The 20,878-nt window shown below is 70.1% G+C and carries 17 protein-coding genes; 11 read left to right on the top strand and 6 right to left on the bottom strand.

All coding sequences use genetic code 11. The features are described from left to right. Positions 1 to 2: 2 nt before the first annotated feature. Entirely contained in the window at positions 3 to 647 is a 645-nt protein-coding gene (locus ABFS34_00690; GenBank protein ID MEN8373944.1) for a CatA-like O-acetyltransferase, read from the top strand. After that, complete coding sequence (locus ABFS34_00685) at positions 644 to 2,125, top strand: hypothetical protein (GenBank protein MEN8373943.1); 1,482 nt, start codon at positions 644 to 646, stop codon at positions 2,123 to 2,125. Before ABFS34_00690 ends, ABFS34_00685 begins: the two co-directional genes overlap by 4 nt. Before the next feature lie 34 nt (positions 2,126 to 2,159). On the opposite strand, the gene ABFS34_00680 is transcribed toward ABFS34_00685, so the two are convergent. Then, the gene (locus ABFS34_00680; GenBank protein MEN8373942.1) at positions 2,160 to 2,792 is read right to left on the bottom strand and encodes a DNA-3-methyladenine glycosylase I; all 633 of its coding nucleotides are present in this window, start codon (positions 2,790 to 2,792) and stop codon (positions 2,160 to 2,162) included. Positions 2,793 to 3,323: 531 nt separating this feature from the next. On the opposite strand from ABFS34_00680, the gene ABFS34_00675 reads away from it, so the two are divergent. The 4 genes from ABFS34_00675 (at position 3,324) to ABFS34_00660 (ending at position 6,965) form a co-directional block, all read left to right on the top strand. Next, a complete protein-coding gene (locus ABFS34_00675) occupies positions 3,324 to 4,190 on the top strand; it encodes a dienelactone hydrolase family protein (GenBank protein ID MEN8373941.1) in 867 nt (288 codons plus the stop codon). Then, positions 4,187 to 5,605, top strand: coding sequence for a TIGR00366 family protein (locus ABFS34_00670; protein MEN8373940.1), 1,419 nt, complete (start codon positions 4,187 to 4,189; stop codon positions 5,603 to 5,605). Before ABFS34_00675 ends, ABFS34_00670 begins: the two co-directional genes overlap by 4 nt. 263 nt (positions 5,606 to 5,868) lie before the next feature. After that, positions 5,869 to 6,351 (top strand): MerR family transcriptional regulator, encoded by a 483-nt coding sequence (locus ABFS34_00665; protein ID MEN8373939.1) that lies wholly within the window; start codon positions 5,869 to 5,871, stop codon positions 6,349 to 6,351. Beyond that, positions 6,348 to 6,965 (top strand): hypothetical protein, encoded by a 618-nt coding sequence (locus ABFS34_00660; protein MEN8373938.1) that lies wholly within the window; start codon positions 6,348 to 6,350, stop codon positions 6,963 to 6,965. Before ABFS34_00665 ends, ABFS34_00660 begins: the two co-directional genes overlap by 4 nt. Here the strand turns inward: ABFS34_00660 and ABFS34_00655 are convergent. Genes ABFS34_00655 through ABFS34_00640 form a run of 4 tightly spaced genes read right to left on the bottom strand, consistent with a single transcriptional unit; the run spans position 6,944 to position 12,042 of the window. Next, positions 6,944 to 8,518, bottom strand: coding sequence for a glycerol-3-phosphate dehydrogenase/oxidase (locus ABFS34_00655; GenBank protein ID MEN8373937.1), 1,575 nt, complete (start codon positions 8,516 to 8,518; stop codon positions 6,944 to 6,946). The genes ABFS34_00660 and ABFS34_00655 overlap by 22 nt on opposite strands. Before the next feature lie 7 nt (positions 8,519 to 8,525). Then, the gene (locus tag ABFS34_00650; protein ID MEN8373936.1) at positions 8,526 to 9,131 is read right to left on the bottom strand and encodes a VOC family protein; all 606 of its coding nucleotides are present in this window, start codon (positions 9,129 to 9,131) and stop codon (positions 8,526 to 8,528) included. A 59-nt stretch (positions 9,132 to 9,190) separates the two neighbouring features. Beyond that, on the bottom strand, positions 9,191 to 11,578 hold the full coding sequence (locus tag ABFS34_00645) for a choice-of-anchor B family protein (protein MEN8373935.1): 2,388 nt from the start codon (positions 11,576 to 11,578) through the stop codon (positions 9,191 to 9,193). Next, the gene (locus ABFS34_00640; GenBank protein ID MEN8373934.1) at positions 11,575 to 12,042 is read right to left on the bottom strand and encodes a cytochrome c; all 468 of its coding nucleotides are present in this window, start codon (positions 12,040 to 12,042) and stop codon (positions 11,575 to 11,577) included. Before ABFS34_00640 ends, ABFS34_00645 begins: the two co-directional genes overlap by 4 nt. A gap of 483 nt (positions 12,043 to 12,525) precedes the next feature. Between ABFS34_00640 and ABFS34_00635 the strand changes: the two genes are divergently transcribed. Together ABFS34_00635 and ABFS34_00630 are read left to right on the top strand one after the other, a co-directional pair. Continuing rightward, positions 12,526 to 13,440: a hypothetical protein gene (locus tag ABFS34_00635; protein ID MEN8373933.1), complete on the top strand. Its 915-nt coding sequence runs from the start codon at positions 12,526 to 12,528 to the stop codon at positions 13,438 to 13,440. A 233-nt stretch (positions 13,441 to 13,673) separates the two neighbouring features. Continuing rightward, entirely contained in the window at positions 13,674 to 14,465 is a 792-nt protein-coding gene (locus ABFS34_00630) for a hypothetical protein (protein ID MEN8373932.1), read from the top strand. A 23-nt stretch (positions 14,466 to 14,488) separates the two neighbouring features. Here the strand turns inward: ABFS34_00630 and ABFS34_00625 are convergent, their stop codons facing one another. Next, a complete protein-coding gene (locus ABFS34_00625; protein MEN8373931.1) occupies positions 14,489 to 18,031 on the bottom strand; it encodes an error-prone DNA polymerase in 3,543 nt (1,180 codons plus the stop codon). A gap of 186 nt (positions 18,032 to 18,217) precedes the next feature. Between ABFS34_00625 and ABFS34_00620 the strand changes: the two genes are divergently transcribed. The 3 genes from ABFS34_00620 (at position 18,218) to ABFS34_00610 (ending at position 20,788) form a co-directional block, all read left to right on the top strand. Beyond that, complete coding sequence (locus tag ABFS34_00620) at positions 18,218 to 19,069, top strand: SDR family NAD(P)-dependent oxidoreductase (protein ID MEN8373930.1); 852 nt, start codon at positions 18,218 to 18,220, stop codon at positions 19,067 to 19,069. A 141-nt stretch (positions 19,070 to 19,210) separates the two neighbouring features. Continuing rightward, on the top strand, positions 19,211 to 20,170 hold the full coding sequence (locus ABFS34_00615) for a hypothetical protein (protein ID MEN8373929.1): 960 nt from the start codon (positions 19,211 to 19,213) through the stop codon (positions 20,168 to 20,170). Positions 20,171 to 20,176: 6 nt separating this feature from the next. Then, positions 20,177 to 20,788 (top strand): carbonic anhydrase, encoded by a 612-nt coding sequence (locus tag ABFS34_00610; GenBank protein ID MEN8373928.1) that lies wholly within the window; start codon positions 20,177 to 20,179, stop codon positions 20,786 to 20,788. Positions 20,789 to 20,878 lie beyond the last annotated feature (90 nt).

Genomic DNA, 20,878 nt, shown 5'->3' with positions numbered 1-20,878 from the left:
TCGTGAGCGGACCCGCTGGGCACCTCGTCGCCCTGGATACCTATCCGCGGCGATCGCAGTATGCGCTGTTCAGAGACTACGCGGATCCTTTTTTTTCGCTGACCGTATCGGTCGACGTGACCGGCCTCTACCTCGCTTCGAAAGTAGAGGCCGGTCCCTCGTTCTTTCTCGGCACGCTGTTCGCGTCCATGCGAGCAGCGAACGCCGTGCCGGAATTCAAACAGCGGCTCAGGCCCGACGGCATCTGGCAGCACGACTTCGTTGGCGCGGGCAGCGCCGTGCGAAGCGCGAACGACACGTTCGGCTTCGCGTACTTCGAGTGGGCGGAGGACTTCGAGGAGTTCCACTCGGCGGGTCGGCAGGACCTCGAGCGCGTCGCTGCCGCAGCGGGTCCGCTGGAGCCGCGACACGATCGGGACGACCTGATCTACCACTCGGTGCTGCCGTGGCTCGACTTCACGTCGTTCAAGAACGCGCGCCGTGGGAAGCAGGAATCGATTCCCAGAAGCGTGTTCGGAGCGTACTCGGAGAATGCCGCGCGCTGGCGCATGCCGGTCGGGGTCGAAGTGCACCACGCGCTCGTCGACGGCCTCCACGTGGGGCGCTACCTGCAGAGGCTACAGAGCGAGCTGGATCGCTGGTCGTGAGCGCGCGCCGGCGCCGGGTCCTGATGGCGCTGGGACTGGCGATTCTGACATCGGTGTCACGCTCCGCGGCAGCCCAGGAGGCGGAGCCCGCGAGTAATCCGAGCGCCGCCTACCTTCCTCAGGCCGACACCCTCTGGTACGAGAAGACCAACCCGTTCCGCCTCTACTGGGTGAGGGGTGCAGATACGCTCGGCTGGAGCGGGGACAACGCGGCCGTGGAGGCGCACGTATGGACGCGCGCGCCGCCGGCGGCGCTGTCCGGCATCGTCGCGCAGCATGCCCTCGACGCTGCGCGAGAAGTGAAGGAGGACACGTTCCTGGTGGCGCCCACCGGCCGGGTCCTGTCGATAAACGGACCGGGCGCGGGCCCGGATGGCCGCTGGGATCTCCTGCCGCCCCTGCCCGGCGACACGTCCGCGCTGGTCCCGGGCGCCGTCTGGCGCGATTCCCTGAGCCAAACGTGGGAGGACGAACACGGATCACACCGGTACGCCGTCACGCGGCGCCTGGAGGTCTGGGAGGTCAGCGACAGTCTGGGCGGACGCATCGCGCGAATTCGGTCCGAGGGTGAGGTCGATTACCGGGACGCGTTCCTGGTCGACAGCGCGCTCGGGCTGGTCACGACCATGGCGGTGAGCGGGCCGGTGGAGGAGACGTTTCTGGTCGACGTCGCGGCCGGTCGCATGGTGTCGCGCTCGTGGTCCATGCGACTTCTCGGTTCGGGTACCATACGCGCGCCGGGGGAGCCCACGGAGACGCTTCCCGCGGGCCTGATCTCGCGGCAGACGCTGCGCCTCACCAGCGCGGACCGCGCCGCGCTGTTGGCGCGGCCGCTGCCCGGGCGCGACACGACTTTCGCGCTGAGCTTCGCGGACGGAAGGTCGGCGCTGCACACGGCCGCCACCGCCGACAGCCTGATCGTGGGGGGACAGGCGCTGACGGGAGGGCGCGTGAGTACCGTGGAGCTGCGCCTGAGCGGCGCCGTTCCCGAGCAAATCGTCTGGCGGATGAGCGCGCCCCTGGAGGCGACCCGAGAGGTGATTCTGACCGTGGCCGAAGGGGCGATCGCCGACGAGGTCGGAGCCCCTCTGGTTCCGCCTCCATCGGTGGCGGTGTGGGGGTTCTGGCTGGAGGGTCACGAGGAGCTCCTCACTCCCTTGGCGTTCACGCTCCCGGTGGATAGCGTTTCCAGGCGCTTCGCCGTCTGGGATCTGGCCAACGAGGGTTGGCTGGAAGGCGAAGCGCTGATCCTGGATCTGGAGGGTTCGATGCTCGCGGTCTTCGCCTTCGACGGCCCTCTGCCTGTGCTCTCGGTGCTCGTGTCGCCGGGGGGCGAGCTCCTTTACGCCGAGCGCGGGACCGAGGGAGAACGGGCACCGCCGCCGGGCGGCGAGAAACGAGCGATGGTGGAGGAGCTTCTGAGGAGGTTCACCGACAGGCAGGAAGTGGAGCCCGCGGCACCCGGTCGGCGCTCGTAGCGCGCCGGATTGACGCTCCTTCCAAGCGAGCGGATCAGGCCCGGGCGTCTGCCAGAGCACGCCTCGCATCCTCCGCGGCCTGCCGTAGCGCGCAGCCCTCCAGGTGGTCGTTGACCAGGCCCGCCGCCTGCATGAATGCGTACGCCGTCGTCGGGCCGAAGAAGCGCCAACCGCGCTTCTTGAGATCCTTGCTGAGCGCCTTCGACGCGGGCGTCTGGCCTAGGGTCATGATCACGTCGTAGGTGAGCCGCTCCGGCCGCTCCTCGGCGGGCGGCTCGAAGCTCCAGACGTACGCGGACAGCGAACCCCACTCGGCCGCCAACTCCAGCACGCGCGCGGCGTTGTTGATGGTCGCCTCGATCTTGCCCCGGTGCCGCACTATGCCGGCGTCCCCCAGCAGCCGCCCCACGTCCGCCGCTCCGTAGAGCGCCACCCGCTCCGCGTCGAAGCCGTCGAATGCCGCCCTGAAGTTGTCCCGCTTGCGCAGAATCGTCAGCCAGCTCAGGCCGGACTGGAAAAGCTCGAGCGTGATCTTCTCGAAGAGGCGCCGGTCGTCGGTGACCGGCATGCCCCACTCGACGTCGTGGTAGGCGACGTAGTCGTCGCTTTCGCCCGGCCACCAGCACCGGGTGACTCCATCGGAGCCGACTTGGAGGCCGTCGTGCATGCCGGTCCATCCCCTTCCGGTTCGTACCCGTTGTGCCGGGCGATGAGAGACGGTGTGTGTTCCCGCCGACCCACCTCTATCTTCCATGGTGCCGCGAACGTCCCCGATGTCGTATGGGGCTCGATCGCCGGCGAGCAGCGCCCCCCAGGGCCTCGGCGTGGTCCCACCGGACGCGGACGACTCCGAGCGAGCGCTTCTTTTCGACCAGCGGGCTTTGACGGATAGGGATACGACGAACCGGTTGGGGTCCGCCAGGCGCGGCTTCATCGCGTCCGTGGCGGCCGTGCTCGCCATCGTGGCGGCCGACTCCGGCTACGCCCGGGCCCAGCAGCCCGGTGGCGGCGCCACGGGCGGGGAACGAGATGTCGAAGTCGGCGACGCAGGGAAGCCGGCGGGACGCCGGCGCCCTGTTCGACAGCCCCGCCGAAGACGTATTCATGGTCAAAATCAACCTCTGGCTCGGGCTCTGAGCCCTTCGCTCGAGGCGAGGGGCAGGGGGTCTGCGCCACAAACCCGAGAGAGAGGTCGGACTTGGACCAGCGCGTCATCGACCTGTACGACGAGTTCACCCACGGGGACATGTCCCGCGCGGGCTTCTTGTCGCGCCTGGCAGCCGTGGTGGGCGGTCTGCCCGCCGCCGCGGCCACGCTGAGCAGCCTCGAGAACGACTACGACCGCGCGGTCGTGTCCGGCGACGACGGGCGCATCCGGATCGACTACGTGACCTACGAGGGCGCGTCCGGGACGGTCCGCGCCTACCGGGCGCGTCCCCGTCTGCCGGGCCCTCTTCCCGCCGTGGTCGTGATCCATGAGAATCGCGGCCTCAACCCCCACATCGAGGACGTCACCCGGCGGGCCGCGGCCGCCGGCTTCTGGGCTATCGCGCCCGACGCCTTATCACCGCTCGGGGGCACATCCGAGGACGCCAACGTAGCGCGCGAGCGCATGCGCGAATTGGACCCCGCCACCACACGCGATGACTTCGTGGCGGGCGTGACGTTCGCCGCCGAGCACGAGGAGACCAGCGGCCGCGTGGGCTGCGTGGGATTCTGCTGGGGCGGCGCCATGGCCAACCAGCTGGCCGTGCACTCTGGGGTGCTTGCCGCGGCGGTGGCGTTCTACGGGCGCCAGCCGGCAGCGGAGGACGTGGCCAGGATTCAGGCCTCGTTGCTGCTCCACTACGCGGGTCTCGACCAGCGCATCAACGCGGGCATCGAGGCGTTTCGAGAAGCCCTGGACGCCGCGGGCAAGACCTACGAGCTGCACATGTACGAGGGCGTGAACCACGCCTTCCACAACGACACGGCGACCGCCCGCTACGACGAGGAGGCCGCTCGCCTGGCGTGGAGTCGCACGATCGACTTCCTGCGACGACACCTGGCCGAGGAGGAGGCGTGACCGCACGCCGCACGCGCACGATCGACACGACCGTCCTGATCTTCGGGATGGTCATAATCGCGGCGATTCTCACCTGGCTGGTGCCGGCCGGGTCGTTCGCCAAGGAGGTGATCGACGTGCCCGGGGCGGGGGAGCGAGAGGTCGTCATCCCGGGCTCGTTCGCGTTCCTCGCCGAGAGCTCGCCTCAGGGCCTCATGGCGATCCTGACGGCGCCCATCCGCGGCTTCATCGAGGCCGCCGACGTGATCGGGTTCGTTCTGATCGTGGGCGGCACGTTCGGGGTGCTGCAGCGCACCGGCGCGATCGACGCGGGCCTCAAGCGGCTGGCCGCGGCCGCCGAGGCGTCTCCCGCGCTGCGCGTCGCCATCATCCCCGGCTTCATGACGCTGTTCTCGCTGGGCGGGGCGGTCTTCGGCATGGCCGAGGAGACCATTCCCTTCGTGCTGATCTTCGTGCCGCTGGCGATCTCCCTGGGGTACGACGCGATCACCGGGATAGCCATTCCGTTCGTGGGGTCGCAGGCCGGCTTCGCCGCGGCCTTCATGAACCCGTTCACCATCGGCGTCGCGCAGGGCATAGCCGACGTCTCCCCTTTCTCCGGGTTCGCTTACCGATTCGGCCTGTGGGTGCTCACCACGACGGTCGCCATCGCGTTCGTGATGTGGTATGCGGGGCGCGTGAAGGCGCGCCGCGAGCGGGAGGCGCTGGAGGCCGGGCCGGTCATGGCGGAGGACGCCGCGGGCGCTCTGGACGAGGCCCTGGGCGCCTTCGGCGCGCGCGAGAAGGCCGTGCTGTGGGCCTTCGGCATCGGCCTCGTCGTGCTGGTCGTGGGGGTCACCGACTACGGCTGGTACATCAACGAAATCGCCGGCCTGTTCATCGCCGTGGGCGTCGTGGTCGGGCTGATCGGCGGGCTCGGGGTGGGCGGCACCTCCGGTGGCTTCGTGCAGGGCGCGCGCGACCTGGTGTCGGTCGCGGTGATCATTGGCGTCGCGCGCGGCATCCTGGTCGTCCTGGACGACGGTCAGGTGATCGACACCCTGCTGCACGCGACCGCGTCGCTGGTGGACGGCGTCGGCCCGGTATTGACCGCCGAGGCGATGTACGGAGTTCAGACGGTGCTCAACTTCTTCGTGCCGTCGGGCAGCGGTCAGGCGGCCCTCACCATGCCCATCATGGCGCCCCTGGCCGATCTGGTGGGCGTCACCCGCCAGACCGCGGTACTCGCCTACCAGCTCGGCGACGGCTTCACCAACATGATCATTCCCACCAACCCGGTGCTGATCGGCGCGATCACCATGGGAGGCGTGTCCTGGGAGCGCTGGGCGCGCTGGATGTTCCCGCTCCAGATCGTGTTCTTTCTGCTGGGAGCCGCCGCCCTGGTGTGGCCGGTGCTGACCGGCTGGACGGGCTGAGGAAGAGCTCGGTGGGTTGAAGCACGGGCCGCGGCGTGACCAGCCAGGGGCCACGCCGCGGGGTCCGTTTCAGCAATCGCAGGGCGATCCCGGGCAGCAGGGATCGTCCGCCCGCTTGGTGAACTGAGACACGGCTTCTCCTCGTTTGTCGTTGCGCCGAGCCGACGGCGCGTCGGCCGGTCGATCCGAACGCTAGACCCTGATGTCGACTACAGAGCAAGGGCCTTGCCTTGTAGTGCGCTACAGTGTTTAGTCGTAGCAGAATGTCTACTTACCTGATCGGGCAGCTCGCGCGCCGCGCCGAGACCACGCCCGAAACGATCCGCTTCTATGAGCGACGCGGGCTGCTGCGGCCGCCGCCCAGGGACGCCTCGGGCTACCGGCGCTACGGCCAGCAGTCTCTGCGCGAGTTGAACGCGATCCGCTCCTGGCGCAAGCTGGGCTTCTCCCTGGACGAGATCACCACGGTGGTCGAGGCTTTGCGCGACGGTCCTTCGGCGTGCGATCCCGTGGCCGACGTGGCGCGCGAGCACGTGCGCGAGCTGGATGGCCTGATCGCTAGACTGCAGTCCCGCCGGGACGCCCTTGCGGGCGCACTGGACGACTGCTTCGGAGAGGGCTGCAGGGTGGACCTGGACGACCTGGCCGAGGGCGGATGCCTCGGGCCGGCAGTTGGCGCTGGGGAAGCGGTCGCCGGACGGCTCTTCCCTCCGCCGCGCTCGAACGCGGTTGGCCAGACGGCTTGAGGGACCGCTCTCCGGGGGCCTGGCTGGCCTACGCGGATGAGGCCTACCTGGCGGCACGCCTGCTCTGGTTCACGGGCATCCCGATCGAGTCCGCGCTTTCCGCCCACCGCGCCCTGGAACGCTATTTCAAGGGTTACCTGACCGCCTCGGGCGTCCGCATGGAGGGCGAGGTGGGGGCGTGGGGTCGCAACCTGGACACCATGCGATCGGTGGCCGCCGCGTTCGACGAGACCTTCCGTGAGGAATCCGTGCGGGCTCGCACGCGGGGACTCCAGGCGTTGTACAGGGAGCTGAAAGAGCCCCGGAAGGGCGCAGGCGAGGGCGATGTGCGGCTGAGCTGGGCGCGGGTGATCGTCCCGACCGACGACCTGGTCGCGTTTCTACGGCCCCGGGTCCGTCTCGACCCGTCGGCCTGGGCCAGGACGCCGCTGAACCTCGAGCGGCACCGGGATGGTCGACCGAACCCCTTCCGCAGGCGCGCGCTGTCCCAACACAACCCTCATCTGGACACCATCCTGTGCACCGAAACGGGCCGCCCGCCCCTGGCGTTTCGGCCGTTCGAGGAGGGCTGGGCGGAGGCCGAGGGGGCCGGTCAGGACTCCGCGGGTAGGTAGCCGAGCGCCAACTCCCGGAACTCCTCCGCCTGGGCGCTCGCCCAGTCGTCGCCGCGCTCGAGTTCCTCGGCGAGCACGCGCGCGGCCGTGGGCGCGGCCTCGATCGCCGCGCGCGCGTCCAGGACCAGGGAGCGCGTGCGCCGCGCCAGCGCGTCGTCCAAGGTGCGCGCCATCTCGTGCCGCGCTCCCCACGCGATTTCCCCAGTCCGCACGGGTAGCCTGGGGTGCAGCGCTTCGGCGTATCCCGGCCGTTCGTCCAGAAGCTCCTGCAGCGCGGGTGCGTCTGCGCCGTAGAGGGCGAGCGGCCCGAACCGTTCCGCGTTGGCGTGGTGGCCGTGAATGTTGAGCGTCCTGGTGACGCACTCGCGCGGCTCCAACTCCGCGATCACGGCCGCGTGATCGACCGCGTCCTCCGCCATCTTCCGGTAGGTCGTCCACTTGCCACCCGCGACCGTCATGAGCCCCGAAGCCGAAACGTGGATCTGGTGCTCGCGCGAGATCTTCGCGGTGTCCCCCTCGGGCGCGTCCTGCGCCGCGACGAGCGGCCGGATGCCGGCGAACACCGACAGCACGTCCTCTCGACGCGGATCGCGGGTCAGGTAGCGAACCGCGTGCTCCAGAATGAAGTCCACCTCTTCCGCCAGCGGTCGCGGCTCCAGCGAGACCTCATCGAGCGGCGTGTCCGTGGTGCCTACCAGCACGCGCCCGTGCCACGGGATGGCGAACAGGACCCGTCCATCGTCCGTGTGGGGCACCATGATGGCCGCCTCACCCGGCAGGAATTCGCGCGGGAGCACCACGTGGACGCCCTGGCTGGGGCGGACCATGGGCTCGGCCTTCGCGTCATCCATGCGGCGCACTTCGTCGGTGAACGCCCCAGTGGCGTTGATCACCAGGCGGGCCCGCACCTGGATCTCCTCGCCGGCCTCCTCGTCCCGCACGAGCGCGCCGTCCAGGAACAGGCCCGCTTCGCGGGTCAGCGCAACGACGCGGGCGTAGTTGAGGAGCACGGCCCCCTGCTCGGCCGCCGTGCGGGCCAGGTTGATCAGCAGGCGAGCGTCGTCGAACTGCCCGTCGTGGTAGATGACGCCGCCGCGCAGTCCCTCGGTCTCGATGGTGGGGATGCGCGCGATGGTTTCCTCGCGCGACAGGTTGGCCGACGAGCCGAACCCGTAGCGACCCGCCAGCGCGTCGTAGACCTTCATGCCGATACCGTAGAACGGCGCTTCCCACCACAGGTAGTTGGGCACGACGAACGGTAGATCGGATACGAGGTGCGGGGCGTTGCGACGCAGGATCCCGCGTTCCTTGAGGGCCTCCATGACCAGCGGCACGTTGCCCTGCTGCAGGTAGCGGACGCCGCCGTGGATGAGCTTGGTGCTGCGGCTCGATGTGCCCTTACCGAAGTCGGACTGCTCCACCAGCGCCACGTCGTAGCCCCGCGACGCAGCGTCGACCGCGACGCCGACGCCCGTGGCGCCGCCGCCGACGACCAACAGGTCCCACGGCTCCGCCCGGCCGACGAGGCGGTCCAGCATGTCGGCGCGCTTCAAGCGACTCTCACGCCAGTTCCAGCTTGCCCACGGGACCCTCGATGATGGCGCTCAGCGCCGCCGCGTCCCCGCGCGAGACATCCAGGTCCACGCCCAGCGCGTCCAGGGCCGCCTGGGCTCCGGCCGCGTTCGGGTGCGTGGCGCGCAGGCCGAGCAGGCGCAGGCCACCCGGCGCCGAGGCCGCCGGGTGTGGCGTCTCTCCCCAGTCGATGAGGAACGGCACGACGCCGTCGCAGTGTCGCACGTACGGGTCCGAGATGCGCCAGCGCAGGACGCCTCCGTCCGACGTCTCCCGTGCCCCCGACTGCACTTCTCCGAGGTGCAGGCCCGCGTCCGCGGCGCTCGCGACCCGTTCGCCCAGGTCGGAACAGCTCGCGGCCCACGCGACCATGCGGGGTTCAGCGAGTAGGTCGAGGCCGAACAGGGTGGGCTCGACGCCCGCATCGCGGCGGGGGTCGGGCGCCAGGATCTCCAGGTACACGCGCGGCCCGAGCGCGAGCAACGCGTTGTGCGTGCCGTAGGCGCTGTGGCGCCCACCGAGCGCGGCGCGCACGCCCGTGCGGACCTCCAGCGCCGATACCGCGGCTTCCAGGTCCGGCGCGCCGTAGATCACGTGGTCCACCCGGGGCGGGGGGCGCGTCCGCTCGGAACGGCCGCCCGACCCTGCGGCCGTCACGGGATCAGCACCGCGCGTCTGGGCCGCAGAATGAACACTCCCTCGTTCATGCTCGTTACGACCACGGTGCCGCTGTCGAAGAACGGGAACGCCGTCCACGCGCCCGAGAAGCCCGATCCCTCGCCCTCGTACGGGGTCGTGTCGAAATGACCTACCTCGACCGGGTTGAGCGGGTCGCTGATGTCGATGACCCGAAGCCCCGCCTGATAGTTGGCCTGGTACATCCGGTCGCCCTTGATGTACAGGTTGTGGTCGGTCGCGTTGTCGGGCCCCAGATACACCCCCGCCATCACCGGATCGTCCAGATCGCTCACGTCCCAGATCGTGGTCTTGGTCCGGTCCGTTTTGCCCGTGAGCTCGTCGATCTCGTCGTCCATGTAAAAATAACGCTGGTCGTCGGTGAGCCAGCCCTGATGGATGTAGGCACGGGAGGGATAGTCCGCGGCCGAGATGGGCACGGGGTTGCTCTTGTCGGTCACGTCGACGATGCGCAGCGCGGTCTCGTTGGACGCGAAACAGAGCTGCTTGCCCTGGTGCTCTTCGTCCGGCCCGCGGTACACGACGCACTGGCCGTCGTGCGTCCTGCCTTGCCAGATCAGCCCATTCGTGTCGGTATAACAGCCGGCGAAAACGGGGCTCTTGGGCTGCCTGATGTCGACCATGTGCAGCCCGCCGCCGCAGGTCTCGCCGCCGGCGCTCGCGCCCACCGCGAACGCGAAGCCACTCTCGGTGTCCACGATCAGGTTGTGGGCGCTCGCGAACCCCTCGTAGACCGCGTCCGGCTCGAGCGCCCCCGCCGGTCCGCTCAACTCACGCAGGCGCGCCAGGTCGAACACGAACAGCCCGTGGTCGCCGGCGCCGTCCCCGGTGAAGAACATGTGGTCGGCGTACACCTTCACGTCGCGGGCGCCGCTGGCGTTGGCCTCGATGATGCCGAGGCTGACGGGCGCGGCCGGCTCGGTGACGTCCAGGATGACGACTCCTCCGGTGCGCCCGATCAGGGCGTACTCGCGACCCGTTTCGGGGTCCGTCCAGCCCCACAGGTCGCTGACCCGCTCGCCCGGTCCGCCGCCCAGCGCGTCCAGGGTCAGGTACGCCTGCAGGTCAACCTCCTCGCAGGAAAAACCGGCGGCGACGCCCTCCTCGCAGCGGACCTCAGCCCCGGGCACGACGGCGCTCAGCATGAGCCCGTGCTCCAGCTCGGTCGTCCCGGACGCGGTCAGGGCGAAGGCTGCTCCCAGGTTGGCCCATACGCCGGGCGCGCCGGCGACGCCGATGAGTCCGCCGGGCGCATCCCCAAGCGCAACCGCGGACCCGAAGACGTCGCCCTCGGTGACGGTCGGCGTGGGTATCGCCTCCGCCGGCCGCCAGATGTCGTCGTCCAGCGCGAAGCGGATCACCTGGCCGCGTCCCTCCTCGGCGCCGGGGTCGCCCACCAGGAGCTCGCCTTCGGACGCCGCCAGCGCCGCGCCGAAGCTGTCCGGCCCCCTGTCGGCGGGCGCGGACAGGCGCGTCGTCTCCTCGAACGCCTCCGCGGTCTGGGCGAAGACGAACACGCGTCCGCCGTCGAGTCCGGGGGCGCCTACGAACAGGCGCCCCTCGGTGACCGCGATGGCGGCTCCGAACCGCGCCGCGTCGTCCAGGTCGGCGGGGGCCAGGGTCGCGCCCTCCGTCCATTCGCCCCCGTCCGCCCGCCGGAACACGCGCACCATGCCCGCGCCTGCCGTCGGCACGCCGACCAGGAGCATGTCGGGGCCGAGCGCCGGCACCACGGGCACCGGCGTGACGGTGCCGAGCGGCACCTCTCCCGCGGGCTCCCAGTCGCCCGCGTTCGCGCCGCTGAGGGAGTACACGCGCACGGTCACGGGCTGGGCGTCTTGGCGCACCGCGGCGGCGAGCCCGAATCCCGCGGCCACGGTCCGCTGCGGCGGTTGCAGGATCTGGAAGACCCGGCCCACCTCCAGCGGGGCGCTCGCGTCCGGTACGACGACGCTCGGATCGAGCACCACGCGGGCGGCGTCGCTCCAGGTGCCGTTCGGCCCGCGCCGCCAGTCGTGGAACGCCCAGTGGCCGTCGGGATCGGCGGCGGCGGCGATGACGGAGGACCCCGAGGTCGCCATGGAGGCGCCCAACCCCTCGCCGGTCATGCCGCCGCCGGCGGGCTCGAGGCGCAGCGCCAGCGCCCACTCGCCGCCGTCGTGGCGGAACACCATGAGGTGCGGTGCGCCGCGCGTGGGCACGGGCTTGAGCACCACCACGTCCTCACCGACGACGGCGACCCCCGAGCCCACTCTGTCCTGGCCGGACGCGTGCGCGGCCCCGCCCGCCGACAGGGCCAGCGCCAGCATCCCACCGAGCGTGGTGCGCGTCGAGAGCCCCCTCATCGTCCTTCCTCCTTCTCCTCCGCGTCCTCAGGCGGAGCAAGCGTGTACCCGTCCAGCGCCTCGAGGTCGGCCACCAGCGGCTCGTCTCCGGCGGGGTGGCCGTTGCGCTCGAGCAGGAACGCCGTGATGGCCGCGTACTGGCCATCGGTCAGCGAGCCGGGCGCGGCGAGCGGCATGCTGTTGGCGATGTGGTCGAAGAGGTCGCCCAGCGTCCGGTCGCCCGCGTACCAGTTGGTCCGGAAAACGTTTCCGACGAGCGGCGGCGCTACCGTGCCCTCCAGCGCCAGGCCGTGGCACATGGCGCACTCGGACCGATATGCCTCCGAGCCCGCCTCGGCCTGCTCCGCGGTGAATGGAGGGGCGTCCGCCTGGGCGGCGAGAGCGGGAGCGAGCGTGAGCAACGCGACTACGGACGTCAAGAACGCGGCTGCTTTCGAGCGCACGCCGCTGCGAGGATCGATCATTGGTCTCCGGTTCTTCGCGTGAATGAGGCCCGAAACGGTCAGCCCACCGGGGCTCCCGCGCAAGCACGCGGCCTCCCTCCTACCGGCGCCCGCGCGGGAAACGATAGCGCCCCGGCCGCCCGCCATCTCCCTTCGTAGAGGGCCTCGAAGCTGCGGGACCAGGACTGTCCCTGGTCGGAAGAGACCTCCGTGCACTGACGTACCTTCGCGTCGGGCTCCAGGATCCACGTGGTTCGGTTTCTCTGCTGCGCGAAGGCGGCATTTGGTTGCCCGGGGGGCGCCCGGGGCGAGCGTCGGGGGTCGACGCAACGCGATTCGGTGCCAACCAGCAGCCGATTCATCCCGGCGCGCGGCCGTTCGTCCCGGCAGGTGGTATCCCGTCCCACGCCGTCGAACCTCGGGCCGTCGACGGCGGTCTCTCTGCCGAACGCGGGCACGGTGGGAAGCGCGCGCGCAGGCGACTCAGAACGGATTCGACGACACATGACATACGTACCCAGGCACGCGCCTCCGCCGGCCGCCACGCTGATCGCCCTCCTCACCGCCGTCGCCTCGGCGCTGGCGTTGCCGGGAGCCGGCGGGGCGACACCCACCGCGGCTGGCCCGACCTACGACGGTGACGCGACCCGCGAGGTCGTGGAGGCCATGCTCGAGGCCCACGGCTACGAGCGCTGGACGGAGGCGCCCTCGGCGCGCTTCGAGCTGATCATGAACCTGCTGGAGCTGCCGGTGCAGGGAGAGCGCCGCTACTTCCACAACTGGCGCCGCTACGACGTGACCCTGGACCCGCGTACCAGCCGGGGATTCGTGGAGATGCCGTTCGAGGAGATCGAGCAGCCCTCGGTGGGCTTCGACGGCGCCTCGGTGTGGGCGCGCGAGTACGTGATCGAGCCGATGTTCCGCGATCCGCCTCTCAACCTGCTGTACATGCACAGCTCGATCGTCCAGATGCCGTTCCTGACCCAGCTAGATGGCGCGCGCCTGGAGGACGGCGGCACGGGCACCCTTCCGGGCCAGGAGCGCGAGCTTCCCGTCGTGTCGATGACCCTGTCGGTGGGCGACGGGGCGGTGCACTTCCAGCTCTTCATCGATCCCGACACGCACCTGCTGGAGGGGTTCGTGCACGACGCGTTCTATCCCCCGCTCCCCGGCGGAATTCCGCCCACGCCGTTCCCCGGCAACGTCGCCGGCATGCGCATCGCGCGCATAGTGGACGTGCGCCAGACGGTGGACGGGGTGGTGATTCCGCGCACCTACTACTCGATCGCCGAGGCGCCCGATGGCACGCTCGCGCTTAACGGCACGCACCTGGTGCTGGAGGCGTCGTTCGCGGAGCCTTTCGATGAGGGACGCTCCGCCAGGCCCGCGGACGCGCGCGTGGTCCTCACAAGGCGATAGTGGACCTGGAGAAAGCCGCGTCCGTAGCTCTCGTCGTGAGCATTGCGGCTGCAGCCGATACATGAGACGTGGCCATTGACCTGCGCTGGAAGAACCAGTAGCTCCAAGACCCGTCGTCGTGGGTTTCCTGCAGGACGCCGTCAGCAAAGCCGTCGTTGTTGTCGTCCTTCAGGGTGTTGCAGCCGGGAGCCGTCATATCAAGTCCCGTGCCCCTGTTTGAGTCGCGGGGAACCATGCTTCAAACAATCCTTGCCCTTTGGGTAGGCGATCGGCTGTCGACCGTGGAACGCCTGTCGCTCACCTCCTTCGTAGCCAACGGCCACCCCGTCCACCTCTACACCTATGGAGAGGTCGAGGGCGTACCTCGGCGCGTTGTCATAAAGGACGCCAACGACATCATCCACGAATCCAAGATTTTCACCTACAAGGGGCGACCATCTTACGCGGGTTTTGCAAACCACTTTCGCTATGAGCTCTTGCGGAAAGAGGAAGGCATCTGGGTGGATACCGACACGGTATGCCTCAAGCCTTTTGACTTCGAGGACGAGTACCTCTTCGGGTGGCAGGGGCAAGAGTGCAATACTGCGGTACTGAAGCTGCCGAGCGATAGCGAGGCCCTGGCCCATGTGGCCTCTTTGGCACTCAAACCCAACAAATGGCAGCCCTGGGACGCCCCAAAGATCAAGGGGCGCAAGTTCATCCGCAAGTACTTCAAGGGCAACCGCATAAACGACTTGAGGTGGGGCGAGACCGGCCCGTTCGGACTGACCAACGTGCTCAAACTGTACGGTCTGGATGGGCTGGCAAAGCCGGCGTCATGGTTTTATCCGGTGCCCTACTATTCCTGGCGCTCACTGTTCGACGAGACCTACTGTGACAGGCTGGATTTCTTCGACGGAAGCTACTCGGTCCACCTCTGGAACGAGATGCTGCGTCTGGACGAAGAGTTCGACAAGGACGCCACCTTCCCGGAGTGCTCCCTCTTCGAGGTTATGAAAAAAAGATATGGAGTGACGTCGGGCTGAAGACCGCGCCGAGTTGGCCCCCGCTACCGGAAGTCCCGCGAGCGGAACGAGACGGCGTTCGCATCCAGCGTGCGGAAGCGCTTGCCGACCACGTTGATGACGCGTTCCTGGCGCTCGAAGCGCCCCTCGGCGATCACGAAGGGGGCGTGCGAGACGATCTCGCGGTAGCGTTCCACGAGCGGCTTGCTCACGATCACGTTGATGAAGCCGGCCTCGTCTTCCATGAGCAGAAAGACGGTCCCCTTGGCGGTGGCCGGGCGCTGCCGGATCACCACGAGCCCGGCCACCGTGACCCACTCTCCCCCGCGCAACTCGCGTAGCGCGCGGCTGTCCATCACGCCCGCGGCGTCGAGCCGGTCGCGCACCGCGTGCATGGGATGACCGTGCGTGCAGATGCCCGTGGCCAGGTAATCCAGCAGCACGAGCTCATCGCCTTCCAGCTCCGCCGGATCGAAGGGCAGTGGCCCGTCGATGCCGGTGGCGAGACCCTTCGGGAGCTCCCGGCGCGCGGGCGCGAGGGGGAGCGTGTCCCCGGCGCTGCGGAGCGCCTGCCAGGCGGCCCTGCGGCGGCCGGGGTGAAAGGCCTCGAAGGCACCGGAACGCGCGATGTGCAGCCCGTCGTGGCGGGTCAGCCGGGCGCGGCGCACGGCGTCCTCGGTGGACGCGAACGGGCCCTCCTCGGTGGCCGCGCGCAGCGCGTCGCGGGCTCGTTCCCCCAGGCCGCGGATGTAGCGCCAGCCCACGCGCAAGGCGAGCGGAGGGCCGTCTCCTTCCTCCGGCTCCGGGTCGAAGCCGACGTAGCCCGGCGCCAGGCGCTCCGAGACGCGCGTGGCGCCGATGGCGGCATGCTTGGCGGCCAGCGACGCCGCGCGACTGCCCGCGCGACGTCCGGATCCGCGCGCGTCCAGGTCCACCAGCAGATCGGCCTCGCGCGCGAGGCCCTCGCGGTAGGCCTCCTGTTCGGTGCGCGTGGCCAGCGCGGCGGGGTGGTCGAGCGCGATGGGCTCGGTGGTGCACTCCCAGTCGCCGCGCTTCATGCACGGCGGCAACACGATGGCGCCGTGGCGGCGCGCGTCGTGGACGAGCGTGGCCGGCGGGTAGAAGCCCATCGGCCAGGAGTTGAGCAGGCCGAGCAGGAACTCGGTCGGGTAATTGGCCTTGAGCCAGGCGGTCGCGTAGGCGATCAGGCCGAAGCTCCAGGCGTGCGACTCGGGGAAGCCGTAGTTGGCGAACGAGTAGAGGTCGTCGACGATCTCGCCGGCCACGCCGGGGTCGACCCCGCGCGCGGCGATGCGCGCCTTCAGCTTCTCCAGCGCGGCGGTCAGCTTGGGCAGCTTCTTCTGGTGCCCCATCGCGCGGCGCAGCTCGTCCGCCTCCGCCGCGCTGAAGCCGCCCAACGCCATGGACAGCGCCATGGCCTGCTCCTGGAAGATCGGGATGCCGTAGGTGCGGCGCAGGATCGGCTCCAGGTCCGGGTGGCGGTAGGTGACCTCCTCCTCGCCGCGTCGGCGCGCGGTGTAGGGGTGGACGAAGCGCGCCTGGATCGGTCCGGGACGGATCAGCGCTACCTGCACGACGATGTCGTACAGGCGACCCGGCTGAGTCTGCAGGATCGAGGCGATCTGGGCGCGGCTCTCGATCTGGAACGTGCCCAGCGTGTCGCCGCGGGCGATGAGCTCGTAGGTGCGCGGATCGTCGGTGGGGAGCTCGTACAGCTCGTGCCGCTTGCCCGTGCGCGCCTCGATCGCGTCGAACGCGCGGTGGATGACCGACAGCCCGCCGAGGCCCAGGAAGTCGAACTTGGGCACGCCCGCGGCGTCCAGGTCGTCCTTGTCGTACTGGATGATGGTGCGGCCCATGGCGGTGCCCTCGATGGGCATGGTTTCGCCCAGCGGGATAGAGGAGAGCACGAAGCCGCCGGGGTGCGTGCCGCGCATGCGGGGCAGGTCCTGCATGGCGCGCATGGCCGCGAGCAGCGCGCGGCCACGGCTGCCGGACAGATCCAGGCCGTGCTTGGAGGCCAGCTCCGCGGCCAGGTAGTCGGCGCCCTCGTCGGGGTCGTGGCGGTGCAGCCGCTTGGACAGGTTGAAGGTCTGCTCGGCGGGGTAGCCGAGCCCGCGCATGACGTCCTGCAGCGCGCTCGGCGCGCGGTAGGTGAGGGTGGTGCAGGTGATCGCCGCGCGCCGGCGGCCCCAGGTGCGGTACATGTAGTCCAGCACCTCCTCGCGCCGCTCCATCTCGAAGTCGACGTCGATGTCGGGGGCTTCGGTCAGGCCGTCGGTGCGGGCCTCGGAGAGGAAGCGCTCGAACAGCAGGCCGTGGCGCACGGGATCAACGGCCGTGATGCCGAGGCAGTAGGCGACCGCGGAGTTGGCCGCGCTGCCGCGTCCCTGGCACAGGATGCCGCGGGCGCGCGCGAAGCGTACGGCGTCCCACATGACCAGGAAGAAGCCCGCGAAGCCCAGTCGCGCGATGACCCCCAGCTCGTGGTCGAGCTGGCCGCACTGGCGCTCGTCCAGGTCACCCCAGCGCGTGCGCGCGCCGGCGTACGTGAGCTCGCGCAGGTAGGCGTCGTCGTCCTTGCCGTCCGGGCACGGAAAGTGGGGCAGGGGAGGGGCCAGCCAGCGCAGCGAGAAGGCGCACTCGCCGGCGATGCGCGCGCTCTCCTCCAGGCCGCGTTCGTGGCCGCGCCACAGCGACGCCATCTCCTGGGGCGACTTGAGGCGCCACTCGCCGTTGGGGTGCAGCAGGCCCCAGCTCGCGGCGGTGTCCACGCACACGTCGGAGCGCAGCGCCGTGAGCAGGTCGTGGACGAGGCGGCTCGATCCGTCCAGGTAGCGCGCGTCGTTGGTCACCACCCACGGCACTCGCTGCTCTTCGGCGAGCGCCTTGAGCGCGCCGGCGAGCGCGGCCTCGCCTCCCGAGACGTTGTGGCGCTGGACCTCCACGGCCAGTCGTTGGCCGAACGCCTCGCGCCAGCGCGCCAGCGTACGGCCGGCCTCGTGCGGGCGGCCGCGGTGCAGCAGGTAGCCGATCTCGCCGCTGGGTGGACCGGTGAGCGCAACGAGCCCGGCGGAGCGTTCGGCCACGTCGTCCCAGCTCACGCCGGCGTATCCGCGGCGCACGAGCGCCTGCTTGGGGGGAGCGCCGACCTCGCCGGGCCGGCGCCGGTCCGAGCGCGCGTGCGCCCAGGCCCGGCCGGGAGCGTGTGGGCCGGCGTGCTGTTCGGCGTCCGCGTCCTCGCCGTCCTTGCGCCACCAGTCCCAGTGGCCGATGCGCGCCCGTGTGACCAGCGCGGCCAGGTTGCGCCAGCCTTCCAGGTCGCGCGCCAGAAACGCCGCCGGGTGCCCGTCGACCTTGAGCTCCGCCCCCACCACCGCGCGGATGCCCTGGCGCGCGCACTCGAGGCCGAAGCGGATCGCGCCGCCCAGGTCCGCCGAATCCGTGAGGCCCACGGTGTCGTAGCCCAGCGCCGCCGCGCGCGCGGCGAGCGCTTCCGGCGTGACGGCCCCGTCACCGAAGGAAAAAGCGCTGTGGTTTCGTAGCTCGACGTACGGAATCGACACCGAATAAAACCCGAAAATAAACCGGAAAAAAAGAGAGCCGATCCGGCTCCTGCGCCCTTCTCTTCCCGCATGATGACACCACGCCTACCCGAAGACAACCCGAAATAGGATCGCCACCTCCGCTGGCGCGCACGCCCCCGGGGGGCAATCCTTCCGCTTTCGTTTCCTGGACACCGATCGCGCGCCATGGATCTGCACGACCGCACCGTCTTCATCACGGGCTCGACCGCCGGGGTGGGCGCGTCCGCCGCCAGACGGCTCGCCGCGCGGGGCGCGCGCGTGCTGCTGCACGGGCGGGACGAGAAGCGCGGAGAGGCCCTGCTGACCGACATCGCCGCCGCCGGCGGCGCCGCCGAGCTCATTTCCACCGACCTGTCCTCGCTCGCCGCCGTCCGCGACCTGGCGGAGGCGGTACGCGAGCGGGCCCCGGCGCTGGACGCGCTCGTGCTCAACGCCGGCCTGGCGCGTGCGCCCCGCGAGACCACCGCCGAGGGCTACGAGCGCACCTTCGCCGTGAACCATCTCGCGCACTTCCTCCTCGCGCACCTGCTGCTGGACACGCTGCGCGCGGCGGCGGCGGATCGGGAGGCGAGGATCGTCGTCGTCGCCTCCAACGCCCACCGCCGCGCGGACCTCCGGCTGGACCGCGTCGCCGACCCGGCCGGCTACGACGGCTGGCGGGCCTACGCCAACTCGAAGCTCGCCAACGTGCTCTTCGCGCGGGAGGCCGCGCGCCGCTGGGCCGACCACGGCGTCACCGTCAACGCGCTGCACCCGGGCGTGCTGGCCACCCGCATCTGGGACCGCAACCGGCGCCCGCTGTGGTTCATCGCGCGCCTGTTCAAGGTCTTCATGGAGTCGCCCGACGTGGGCGGCGCGGCGGTCGAGCGGCTCGTCGCGGAACCCGCCCTCGGGTCCGTGACAGGACAGTACTTCGACGTCATGGAGCGCGCCGAGCCGAGCCTGCCTGGACACCACGAAAGGCTGCAGGCCGAGCTGTGGGAACGGAGCGCCGGGTGGGTCGGACTTGCCGACTAGACCCTGCTTGCCTATCCCAATTCGCACTCGGGAACAGCTCTCGGCGGCGGGGATCATGTGCGCGGTCCGCCGCTCGGACGTTCGTTCGATTCAGCGCGGGCCCTGCCGGTCAGGCCTCCCGCGCGCCACTCGGAGGTCTTGATGACGCGCTTCGTTTTTCAACTTTTCCGCAGCCCCACGCGGACCCACACCAGCCGAGTCGCCGGCCTCCTGGGCCTGGCGGTCCTGACGATCGCGGGCTGTGAGGCGGCGCCTCCCCCGGCGGACCAGGGCCCCGAGCTGGGAGAAGCCGCACAGGTGGGAGCAGCCACCGCCACTCCCTACGCCGAGTTCGACGCCGACGGGGCGCCGAGCGCTATCGGGATCGCGCTTTCGGAGAACTTCTTCGATGAGTTGCCGCGCGAACCTTCCAACCTACGCTACTGCTGGGATCGGGACGAAGACGGTGAGGTCGCGCAGCCCGACGAGTGCATCCCGACCCACGACTGGGTGATCCCGCTTCCCAGCGCCGCCGCGGCACGCGCGGACATGCCGTTCAAATGGGCGCTGCTGAACTGGAACCCGCTCGGCCACATCCCGCCCGGGGTGTACGACTCGCCGCACTTCGACGTCCACTTCTACATCGAGCCGGTCGAGTCGATCATGGGGATCGAGCCGGGGCCGTGCGGGCCGGAGTTCGTCAACTGCGACCAGTTCGAGACGGGCCGCAAGCCGTTGCCGGCGAACTACATGGATCCCAAGTACGTGAATGTGGATGCGGTCGCGCCGGCGATGGGCAATCACCTGGTCGACGTGAGCGGCCCGGAGTTCAGCGGCGAGCCCTTCACCCGAGCGTGGATTTACGGCAGCTACGACGGGCGGGTGACGTTCTACGAGGAGATGGTCTCGCTCGCATTCCTGGTGGCGCAGCCGTCCGAGTGCTTCCCCATCGACTCCCCGCCGGCGGTGGCGGTGGCCGGCTACTACCCGACCTCCTCGTGCCTGCGGTACGTGCCGGAAACGGGTGACTACACGGTGTCGCTCGAGGACTTCGTTCTGCGCGAGGCGAGCCCGCCGGAGGCGGTGCCCGAGCAGGCCGCGGTGACGACGGCGGGCGAGTAGGACGATTTGACGGGCTCCGCCGAGGCGCTGGAGCGCCTGCGCGAAGGCAACCGCCGCTTCGCCGCCGGCGACTGGAGCGGAGCGGCGCCGGCAGCGGAGGCCCGCCGGGCCGAGCTCGTGGACGGACAGAAGCCCTTCGCGATCGTGCTCGGGTGCTCGGACTCGCGCGTGCCGCCGGAGATCGTGCTCGGCCAGGGCCTGGGCGACCTGTTCGTGATTCGCGTCGCCGGCAACGTCGCCACGCCGGCGCTCGTCGGCAGCGTCGAGTTCGCGGTCGAGGCGTTCGGCACGCGCCTGGTCGTGGTGCTGGGACACTCCGACTGCGGCGCGGTCGCCGCCACGCTGGAGTCGCTCGAACGGCCGGGAGAAGCCCGCTCTCCCAACCTGCGTTCCATCGTCGACCGGATCCGACCTTCCGTGGAGCCGCTCATGCTGAGCGACCTGAGAGACGATCGGCGGGCGCTGCTCGACGCAGCCGGGCGCGCGCACATACGGGCCTCGGCCGAACACCTCATGCGCGGGTCCGATACCCTCGCGCGACTGATCGCCGAGGACGGCCTGGCGGTCGTGGGGGCCGAATACTCCCTGGAAACGGGCCTCGTGGACTTCTTCGGTTAGTGCACCGTAACAGAAGTGTCGATGGCATTCAGCGCGCGCTGCATCCCGCGAGCGCATCGTTGCCGCTTCTCACCGTAGCTACGGCTACGC

This window comes from Gemmatimonadota bacterium, from assembly GCA_039715185.1.
Taxonomy (GTDB): Bacteria; Gemmatimonadota; Gemmatimonadetes; order Longimicrobiales; family RSA9; genus DATHRK01.
Note: the sequence above shows the minus strand (reverse complement) of the source record. Positions and strands in the feature narration are given on the sequence as shown.

Excerpts from the sequence above, each read along its gene's own strand:
- ABFS34_00680 (MEN8373942.1), bottom strand. The coding sequence starts at position 2,792 with ATGCACGACGGCCTCCAAGTCGGCTCCGATGGAGTCACCCGGTGCTGG.
- ABFS34_00665 (MEN8373939.1), top strand. The coding sequence starts at position 5,869 with ATGTCTACTTACCTGATCGGGCAGCTCGCGCGCCGCGCCGAGACCACG.
- ABFS34_00645 (MEN8373935.1), bottom strand. The coding sequence starts at position 11,578 with ATGAGGGGGCTCTCGACGCGCACCACGCTCGGTGGGATGCTGGCGCTG.
- ABFS34_00640 (MEN8373934.1), bottom strand. The coding sequence starts at position 12,042 with ATGATCGATCCTCGCAGCGGCGTGCGCTCGAAAGCAGCCGCGTTCTTG.
- ABFS34_00635 (MEN8373933.1), top strand. The coding sequence starts at position 12,526 with ATGACATACGTACCCAGGCACGCGCCTCCGCCGGCCGCCACGCTGATC.
- ABFS34_00630 (MEN8373932.1), top strand. The coding sequence starts at position 13,674 with ATGCTTCAAACAATCCTTGCCCTTTGGGTAGGCGATCGGCTGTCGACC.
- ABFS34_00620 (MEN8373930.1), top strand. The coding sequence starts at position 18,218 with ATGGATCTGCACGACCGCACCGTCTTCATCACGGGCTCGACCGCCGGG.
- ABFS34_00615 (MEN8373929.1), top strand. The coding sequence starts at position 19,211 with ATGACGCGCTTCGTTTTTCAACTTTTCCGCAGCCCCACGCGGACCCAC.